The organism is Rhodococcus sp. (in: high G+C Gram-positive bacteria) (assembly GCF_049591685.1).
Lineage (GTDB): Bacteria > Actinomycetota > Actinomycetes > Mycobacteriales > Mycobacteriaceae > Rhodococcoides.
The window spans coordinates 1-9,477 of the sequence record NZ_JBAWFH010000194.1 but is presented as its reverse complement, the minus strand read 5'-3'; the positions used below and the strand labels follow the sequence as shown (position 1 = coordinate 9,477).

5 protein-coding genes and 1 pseudogene are annotated in these 9,477 nt (G+C 66.7%); 3 read left to right on the top strand and 3 right to left on the bottom strand.

Translation table 11 applies throughout. The features are described from left to right. Nucleotides 1-917: pseudogene (locus WBQ44_RS08395) on the bottom strand (type VII secretion-associated protein); the annotation flags it as partial. After that, nucleotides 914-4,951, bottom strand: coding sequence for a type VII secretion protein EccCa (eccCa, locus tag WBQ44_RS08390; RefSeq protein ID WP_495566249.1), 4,038 nt, complete (start codon nt 4,949-4,951; stop codon nt 914-916). The pseudogene WBQ44_RS08395 and the gene eccCa, both read right to left, overlap by 4 nt. Before the next feature lie 237 nt (nt 4,952-5,188). On the opposite strand from eccCa, the gene WBQ44_RS08385 reads away from it, so the two are divergent. From WBQ44_RS08385 to mycP, 3 genes are all read left to right on the top strand, one after another. Continuing rightward, on the top strand, nt 5,189-6,199 hold the full coding sequence (locus WBQ44_RS08385; RefSeq protein WP_495566248.1) for an LLM class flavin-dependent oxidoreductase: 1,011 nt from the start codon (nt 5,189-5,191) through the stop codon (nt 6,197-6,199). A 111-nt stretch (nt 6,200-6,310) separates the two neighbouring features. Further along, complete coding sequence (gene eccD / locus WBQ44_RS08380; protein ID WP_495566247.1) at nt 6,311-7,831, top strand: type VII secretion integral membrane protein EccD; 1,521 nt, start codon at nt 6,311-6,313, stop codon at nt 7,829-7,831. Between the two features lie 2 nt (nt 7,832-7,833). After that, nucleotides 7,834-9,261, top strand: coding sequence for a type VII secretion-associated serine protease mycosin (mycP, locus tag WBQ44_RS08375; RefSeq protein ID WP_495566246.1), 1,428 nt, complete (start codon nt 7,834-7,836; stop codon nt 9,259-9,261). Here the strand turns inward: mycP and WBQ44_RS08370 are convergent. Further along, the coding region (locus WBQ44_RS08370; protein WP_495566245.1) for a type VII secretion protein EccB at nt 9,210-9,477 on the bottom strand (268 nt) is incomplete at its 5' end. The two genes, mycP and WBQ44_RS08370, sit on opposite strands and share 52 nt — an antisense overlap.

Here is a 9,477-nt window from a genome sequence, read left to right as displayed (position 1 = left end):
GCCGAGCGAGCAGACATGGGCGCGGCACTCGGCCAAACCGCCGGGCCCGCGTCCGGTACATCGCGAGGTTCGACGCGGGGCGCGGACGGCGCCGTAGCGGCACCGACGCCGGCTCTGGCGGCCATCGATCGGACCACATCGAGCCCCGTCAACCGTTGCGAACGGTGGGTGGGTTCGACCGGCAACGCGGCCGCGTCCTCGTCCGGGGTCGTGTCGACGACGAACACGTCCACATCGCGTCGACCACCCTGCGCAGCAATACAATCGGTGACGCGCTGGCGTATCGAAGCGATGCCGTCGCCCGCAACGATGTTGCGGTTGCCGATCGCGTCCCATCGACCTGATCCGACGAAGAACAGTTCGCCATCGACCGTGTCGCTGTCGAGTGACACGCCGCTCACCGTCGAGTCCAGCTCACCGATTTCGACGACGACGCCGAACTCGGGCGCGCGTTCACCGAGCGACTCGACGGCTGCCGTCGCGGTATCGACGACGACGACCTCGTGGGCCAAGGGCGTGACGGCTCTCCGGACGATGTTCTGCCGCGCGACACCCCATGAGGACGGACAGGCGATCTCGAGCAACCGAACTGGCCCTGCCGCCCCTGTTCGCCGCAGGGCTGCCTCGACCGTTCCCCGAATCGCGGAGTCCACCGGCACCGCGACGGAGCCGACCAGAACGTTCCGGTCTTCGACGAACGACCACAGCGAGCGCTCGACGGTCGTGTCCGCTTCACTGCCCGGCTGGTTGTCGACGGCCACTTCGGTCGCATCATCGTCGAGGTGCACCAACTCGCCCGCATGCATCGACAGGGCGGTTCGGTAACGCCGCTCGGCTACGTTTTCGCCCGCGTCGACCAGCACGGACAGTGCGTTCTCCCCGAGGTGAACAGCGACGTAGCGTGCCTCGGCGCTCACAAGGGCGACCAGGCGAGTTGGACCAGCAACTGTCCGCGTCGGTCGACGAGCGTTCCTCTGCCCGGCGGGAGCGGTCGCGGTTTCACCGAACCGATCAGATTGCCCTCGTCGCGGCTGCCGCTCATCACCAGACCGGGCGACACCAAGTCGCGCATGCGCGAAATGACCTGGTCGTACATGGTGCGGGACGCGCCACCGGACCGCCGCGCGAGAACGAGGTGCAGGCCGATGTCGCGGGCATGCGGTAGGTAATCGGCAAGTACCGCCAGGGGATTCCCCGACGGGGTTGCCACCAGGTCGTAGTCGTCGACGACGACGAAAATCTCCGGTCCGCTCCACCACGATCGCTCGCGGAGTTGCTGCGCGGTGACGTCCGCACCGGGCATCCGCTCGTCGAGTTTGCCTGCGAGTTCCGCCATCATCGTCGACAACACGGACTGTGATGCTGCGTACCCCGCCAGGTGGTCGGCGTCGACGACGCCGAGCATGGTGCGTCGATAGTCGGCAAGAATCAGTTTCACTTGCGTTGGCGCATTGGCCTCGGTCAACGACGAGCAGATCGAGTTCAACAGCGATGTCTTCCCGCATTCGGTGTCACCGAAGACGAGGAAGTGTGGCTGCTCCGCGAAGTCGATCGCGACGGGCTTCAACTCTGCTTCGTCGACCCCGATGGGCACCCAGAGCTCGGGGGTGTTTCCGCGTGAACGTGGCCACCGGTCGGTGATGGATCGGCGCAGCTCGGTCAGCGGCAGGCTGTCGGGCAGCATGCGAACAGCAGGCGCCGATCGTCCGATATGACGGGCCGTAATGGTCGACACCGCGACGTCGACGGCGCGGCGGAGGTCGGCGGTAGCCGAGATCCCGTCCGTCCGAGGCAGACCGACCAGCAGGTGTAGACCGTCCTTCGTCATGCCCCGACCAGGTTTGTTGTCCGGTACGCGAGCGGCTTTCGCCCGTCCGAACTCCGAATCCGACGCATCCCCGAGTTTGAGTTCTATGCGAGTGCCGATGAGATCTTTTGTGGCAGGGCGTATTTCCGCCCATCGTGTCGCCGTGACGAGCAGGTGCACTCCGTAGGACAGGCCCTGCGTTGCAAGCGACGCCAACTGCGGTTCCAGCGTTTCGAAGTCGGTGCGGATGCTCCCCCATCCGTCGACGACGAGGAAGACGTCGCCGAATCGGTCTTCGTCTCGGTCTTCGTCTCGGTCGGCGCCGTCGGGTGCGAGTCGCCCCGAGTCCGGTCTACGTTCTGCCCTGCGGCGCCGGAACTCGACCATGGAGTCGATGCCCCGCTCACGAAACACTCGTTCGCGGAGTCCGACGACCGAGGCCACCTCGGCCACGGTCCTGCGAACTCTGTCGACGTCAAGCCTGCCTGCGACCGAGCCGACATGAGGGAGGCCCGCGAGGCCGTTCAGAGTTCCACCGCCGAAGTCCAGGCAGTAGAACTGCACCTGCTCGGGACTGTGTGTCGAGGCAAGCGACAGTACGAGGGTGCGCAGCGCCGTCGATTTGCCTGCCTGCGGTCCGCCGACGATGGCGAGATGCCCGTGTGCCGAGGAGAGGTCGACCTCGAGGATATCGCGGCGCTGATCGAAGGGGCGGTCGACGATCCCGATCGGAGTTCGCAACGTCGCCGCGCGCGGTCCGTCGGTGGCGGCACCGGCACCTGTCAGTAGTGCTGCCAGCGTGGGTGAATCGTCCAATGGTGGCAACCACACATCGTGCGCAGGCGTTCCGTGTCCACGGACGCGCTCGACGACGACATCGAGCACGGTCCGGTTCTCGTCCGACTCTGCGGGTTCGGACGTTGCGCAGGGACCCGACGAGTCGTGGACTTCTGGACTGGTAGGTACAACGGGTACTGGGTAGGCGTCGAACACCTTCGGGGCGATGTCGGACGCCGCGCGGCGTCCGCTGGTTCTGCGACCGCGCGGGCGGACGTAGGGCCCCGAGACGTAGGAGGCGGCGAATCTCATGATTTCGGCGGAGTCACACTTGAGGTATCCCGCGCCCGGCATAGCCGGTAGGTGGTACGCGTCCGGAACCCCGAGCACCGAGCGTGATTCGTTCGCCGAGAACGTCTTCAAGCCGATGCGGTAGGACAGGTGGCTGTCCAGCCCACGCAACTTGCCCTCTTCGAGGCGTTGGCTCGCCAGGAGTAGGTGCATGTGAAGCGACCGACCGAGACGTCCGATAGCGACGAACAGGTCCGCGAAATCCGGTTGTTGGCTCAGCAGTTCCGAGAACTCGTCGACGACGATGAACAGCGCAGGCAGCGGCGCGAGTGCCGCCCCGGCCGAACGGGCCCTCTCGTAGTCGGTCACGTTGGCGAAGTTGCCCGAATCACGAAGCAGTTCTTGCCGACGGTTCATCTCCCCCGCCAGTGCGTCCTTCATGCGGTCGACCATCGCCAGATCGTCGGAGAGGTTGGTGATGACCGCCGCGACATGCGGTGCGTCCTCCAAGCCCGCGAACGTCGCCCCTCCCTTGAAATCGACGAGAACGAGGTTCAACTGGTCGGGGCTGTGGGTGGCGACCAACCCCAGAACGAGGGTGCGGAGGAACTCGGACTTGCCCGATCCCGTCGCTCCGATACAGAGACCGTGTGGGCCCATGCCGTTCTCGGCCGATTCCTTCAGGTCGATCTCGACGGGGCTGCCGTCTGGCGCCACTCCGATGGGGACACGTAATCGGTCGCGCCCGCGCCGCTGTGACCAGGTACGCGCCGGGTCCAATTCTCCGATATCGGCGACGCCGACGAGATGATCCCACCGCGAGAGCGCATCGACGTCGTTCGCGGCCGGGTCCGTGTCGTTTCGCGAGGCCATCCGGTAGGGCGAGAGGCGTCTGGCAACGGCCTCCGCTCTTCCCACACTCATCTCGTCCGCCGACCCGAACACTTCGACGTTCGGTCCACTGACGGCACCGATGGTTCCGTTCTCGACGAACAGGCGGAGGCCACGACTCGCGGCGAGCGCACGTGCGAATCCCGAAAGGTCGACGATGGTGACAGCGTCGAGGCCGGTGCGCACCACGTCGGTTCCGCTGTTGTCGAGAAGACCACCGTCGACGATTACGACGATTTGCGGCACTCCCTGCGTCGCCGAAACACCGCGTGCGAACCGATTGCGTTGTGAGAGCTGTTCTCCGAGGGCGATCTCGAGTTCGAGGAACGATCCGTAGATCATCCGCGCCGTACCCACACCGTCACGGATGGTGTCGTGTTGCGTGTGCGGCAGCCACTTCGTCCAATCCCAGTTCGCGACGGTGTCCGGTCCGCAGACGACCGCAATGCGCAGCTGATCCGGATCGTGGAAGGTGCACAACGACGCCACCATCGCTCTGACTACGGCTCGAGCGGCCTCGCGGTCGCCCGAAAGCGACACCGCAGCGAACCCGGTGAGTGATACGGCAGTCGGGAGAGCATTTACCACGGAGTGCGTCCGCACGAACCGGCGCAGCGATACTGCGGACACCGGCTCGAGCTCCTCCACCGGTCCGGTTTCGGGCGGCACGAGCCGGGTTGCCAGGCGTTGAGCCCCGCGCCCAACTCGGACGTGACAGAAATCGGGGTCGCTCGTGCGGCGCTCCCACATCCGGGGCGTCCCCGCGAGGGACCACAGAACATCCGGGTCCGGATGTGACCACTCGAGCGCTTCGCGTTGGCTCGACGCGGTGACCGCAACGTCCCCACGGAGCTGGTCGAGGTAGCGGAGGTAGTCCTTGCGGTCCTCGTTGGCCTCCGCGGTTCGCGCGCCGCCGCCGCGGCCACCGCCTGCGACCATGCCCAACATCGACACGACCATCATCGCCGGGAACATCAGCATCATCGGGTTGGCCGCCATCCCCGAGGTGAACATCAATGCCACCATCCCGACCATGGCCGCAACCATGACCACCGGCATCAGCTTCGTCAGAAGGTTGCCGGGTACGACGCGCGGAATCTCGGGCGGCGCCTGCAACGACACCTCACCGCCCGGGGTGCGCGGCACGGCACGACGGGCACCACGAACAAAACGAACCGTACTCACCTGTGCGAATGCCCCCACCCGTCGGCTAACCCCCGTTACCGCAGACACTCTCGTTCCCAGGCGAGCTGTCCGTGTGCGCGAAAGGTTAACTCGAGCGCTCCCGATCGGCCAGCCCCTGCCGGAATTGCCGACGGAATAGCGGGACCCAGCCGTCGGTTGAACCCTGTCGAGTACGAACTTGCGTGGCCCGCTCCCCCGACGGGCTCGCACCCGAAGATCGAAAGGTTGGCATCGACTGTGTCCGTTCCCCTCTCCATTCTCGATCTGGCGCACATCGGCGAAGGCGAGACAGTCAAAGAAAGTTTCGACGCCAGCGTCGCGCTCGCTCAACGAGCAGAGGAATGGGGATACCGTCGAATCTGGTACGCAGAGCACCACAACATGCGCACCATTGCGTCGTCGGCCACCAGCGTCCTCATCGGACACGTGGCAGCGCACACGAAGAGCATCAGGCTGGGATCGGGTGGCGTCATGCTCCCCAACCACGCGCCGCTGACCATCGCCGAGCAGTTCGGCACTCTGGCCACACTGCATCCCGGCCGCATCGACCTCGGTCTCGGCCGCGCTCCCGGCAGTGATCAGCAGACGATGCGGGCAATGCGTCGCGACCCGTCGTCCGCGGAACGATTCCCCCAGGACGTGCAGGAACTTCAGGGCTACCTGTCCGAAGAATCGCGCATCCCAGGAGTGGTGGCGACGCCGGGCTTCGGCACCGATGTGCCGCTTTACATTCTCGGCTCTTCTCTCTTCGGGGCGCAGCTCGCCGCCGCCCTCGGCCTACCGTTCGCCTTCGCGTCGCACTTCGCACCGGATGCACTCGAACAGGCCGTAGAGATCTACCGTCGCGAGTTCCGCCCGTCCGAGCAATTGGATGCGTCGCACGTCATAGCGGGCGTCAACGTCATTGCCGCAGACACCGACGACGAAGCGCAGCAACAGTTTCTGACCACCAAGAGAAGCCGAGTGAGCCTACTGCTCGGCCGTGGTCGCACGTTCACCGACGACGAAGCGGACATGCTGCTCGAGTCTCCCCAGGGGCGGCAGATCATGCAGATGACGACGTATTCGGCAGTGGGAACACCCTCCACGGTGCGGGAATACCTCGATCGATTCACCCAGCACGCCGACGCCGACGAGCTCATCGTGGCATCCGGCGTCAGCGATCGGGCCTCGTGGCTTCGTTCGTTCGAACTGCTCGCCGACGTCAGCGACCTCGCCTCGCACGACAAGGCGGCTGCCGCAGTCTGAGTCGCCCCGGTATCGTCGGGTGCGCCGCGCGTCCCCGGTCGTCGGTGTCGTAGAGTCCCTACCGGCCGGGGGGGCCGGTTGCGGGCTGCGAAGATTTCCGGGGGGAAAGCAATGGCGGGGGACGTTTCGCGCGTTGTCGATCGACCGGATCTATCTGCGGCTGGGGAGGGTTCGCTCCCTGACGGGGGCCGCGTCGCAGGTGGTCCCGTTCCGGTCGATCTCTGTCGCCTCACCGTGCTGTCCGGGCGCGTTCAGGTCGATCTCGCGCTCCCGACCGACATTCCGATCTCAGTGCTGGCCCCGGGCATCGTCGATGTGCTCACGTCTCGCGCTGCTCCCGGCGCAGACGGTGCCGGGCAACCCGGTGGTGCACACGTCGGTCGTTCATGGGTGCTCTCGAGGGTGGGGCGGGCGCCACTGGCCGATACCGCCACCCTGCGCGACGCTGCGGTGCGCGACGGTGAACTGCTCGTCCTGGGAACAGCTGATTCTCCTGCACCGCCCCCGCTGTTCGACGACCTCATGGACGCCGTGGCCACCGCCGGCGGTTCCGAGAGCGGTATGTGGACTGCGCGCGCTGCGCAGTCGGCGGGCTTCGCGGTCGGCGCGGCGGCGCTGCTGCTGGCCTGCCTCGCCCTGCTGCAGCCGTCGACCCTTGTCGATACCGAACGCGTCGCGAACACGAGCGCCGGAATCGGAGCCATGACAGCGGCCCTCCTGCTCGTCCTTGCCGGGTCCATCGTCGGTCGCCTCTACCACGACGGCCGGACAGGTGTATTCCTCTCGGCATGCGCGCTACCGCTCGTGTTCGTCGCCGCAATCCAGTTCGTGCCAGGTGGTCTCGGCGCCGCGCACGTACTCCTCGGTGCTGCGGCCACAGGCGCAACTGCGGTGCTCGCGCTGCGCGTCGGAGGTCACGGGACCGCGTTGTTCACGGGCGTGGCAACCGTTGCTGTCGCCGCTGCGCCCGCGGCTGCAGCGCTGTCGTTCACCGAAGTGCCCCCCAGCACTGTGGGCGCCGCCGTCTCGTTGGTTGCCCTGACGGGGCTCGCCGTCGCACCACGCGTGTCGATGATGCAGGCCCGGCTTCCACTGCCGCCTGTTCCCACTGCCGGAGCCTCACTCGACGACAACGACGACACCGATCGTCCAACGGCTGCAACGCTGGAGAGACAGTCGATGCGTGCGCGGAGTTATCTGACCGGTTCGGTGAGCGCTGCGTGCGCGGCCGCCGCGACGGGTGCAGTCCTCTCCGCGCTCGGAACGAGGTCAACAGAAACGTATTGGCCCGGAGTCGGTTTGGCCGCGACAATCGCTGTGGTCCTGATGCTGCGCGGTAGGACGTATGCAGACCTCCGGCACGCCGCCGCCCTCGTCGGGAGCGGCGCGGTCGTCGTACTCGTGTTGCTCGGAGCCGCGGTCTTCGGCGCTCTGCAGCCTCCTCCGGTGCTGTTCGCCGCTGCTCTCGGCACAATGCTCATCGCCGTGATCTTCGGATCCTTCGTTCCCACCCGCGACTACTCCCCTGTGATGCGTCGGGCCGCCGAACTGATCGAATACGCAGCGATCGCAGCCGTCATCCCGATCGTGTGTTGGGTGTGCGGTCTATATACGGCAATGCGCGCACTGTGAACGTGGCCGCGCGAGTGGTACCAGTGGTCGCTGCAGTACTCGTCCTCGGACTCGGCACCGGAGCATCCACTGCCCACGCCGAACGTCCTGTCGTCGACCCTGCACTGCTACCGGAACCCGCACCCGCCGCGCCTCCCGAGCCGACCGAGCAACGCAACGCATGCGTGCCGGTGTCCCAGGCATTCGACACTGCAGTCGTTCCGCAGTCTCTCGGGGCACTCGACTTCGGTGCGGTATGGCCACTCACTCGCGGCGCCGGGCAAGTGGTCGCCGTCATCGACACCGGCGTGTCGCCGCATCCGAGACTTCCTGGCCTCCAGGCAGGGGGCGACTACGTGCACACCGGGGACGGCCTGTCCGACTGCGACGCCCACGGCACGCTCGTCGCCGGCCTGATTGCCGCGACGAGTGTGCCCGGAAGCGGCTTCTCCGGTGGCGCACCCGACGCGCGGATCATCTCGATCAGACAGTCCAGCAATGCATTTCAGCGCGAGGTGCGAGAAGGCGAGGACGAACGCACGGTCGACAATGCCGCGGGCTACGGCAACGTCGTCACCATGGCAATGGCAGTCAGAACGGCTGCAGATCTCGGGGCGACCGTCATCAACATCTCCGAGGTCGCGTGCGTTCCGGGTGGCTACGGGGTCGCCGACGGACCGTTGGGCGCAGCGATCGACTACGCCGTACGCGTCGAGGACGTCGTCGTGGTCGCGGCAGCCGGCAATACCGGAGGAGGCGGAGGCTCACCCTGTCCGACGCAGAATCCGCTCCCCGATCCGACCGATCCGTATGCGGATCCTTGGACGCGCGTGTCCACCGTCGCCACACCCGCGTGGTTCGACGACCTGGTCCTGACCGTCGGGTCGGTGAATCCGGACGGTACCCCGTCCACCTTCTCGTTGGGTGGGCCGTGGGTGGACGTCGCGGCGCCCGGGACGGCGGTCACCTCACTATCGCCGACGGGATCCGGCCTGACGGACGGTCTCGTCGACGGCCAGGGCAACATCGCGCCCGTGCAAGGTACGAGTTTCTCGGCCCCGCTGGTCGCGGCCGTCGCGGCCCTGGTCCGTGCGTATCGACCCGACGCGAACGCCGCCGAGGTCATCGCACGGATCGAAGCGACGGCGCATGCACCGGCGGAGGGATGGAACCCGCTGATCGGTCACGGTGTAATCGACCCGTTGGCCGCTGTCACCGGACATATCGACGGCACGGCCGAGCGCACTGGCGTCGAGTCGACTGCTATTGCCGCACCGGCCACTTTGCAGCCGCCGGATACGCGGCCCCGACATGCTGCGCTGACGGGGACGGTCGTAACACTCGTCGCCCTCGTTGTAGGACTTGGCCTTTCGGCCGCACTCAATCGGCGTTCGCAGCGTCACTCCGCGGGGAGCGCAGCGGCGTCCGGGTCCGGGCCCAACCCGTCGTGAGCGGTCAGAGCCGCCTCCCGACTCAGCGTCGGTCCCACGCCCAGCAGTTCGACGATTTGCCATGGCGCGGGTGCTGGCGCCCCCAGACCGAGTGACTCCGCCGCCCGACCGTCCGCAACCCCGAAACGAACCCCGGTGTCCGCGACGAAGAACAGGGAGTCGAGACGCGCACTGGTCGGCAGGATCCCGGTGCACTGCACGAATTCACCCCTCCCC

Coding starts and splice junctions, on each gene's coding strand:
- eccD (WP_495566247.1), top strand. CDS start 6,311: ATGGCGGGGGACGTTTCGCGCGTTGTCGATCGACCGGATCTATCTGCG.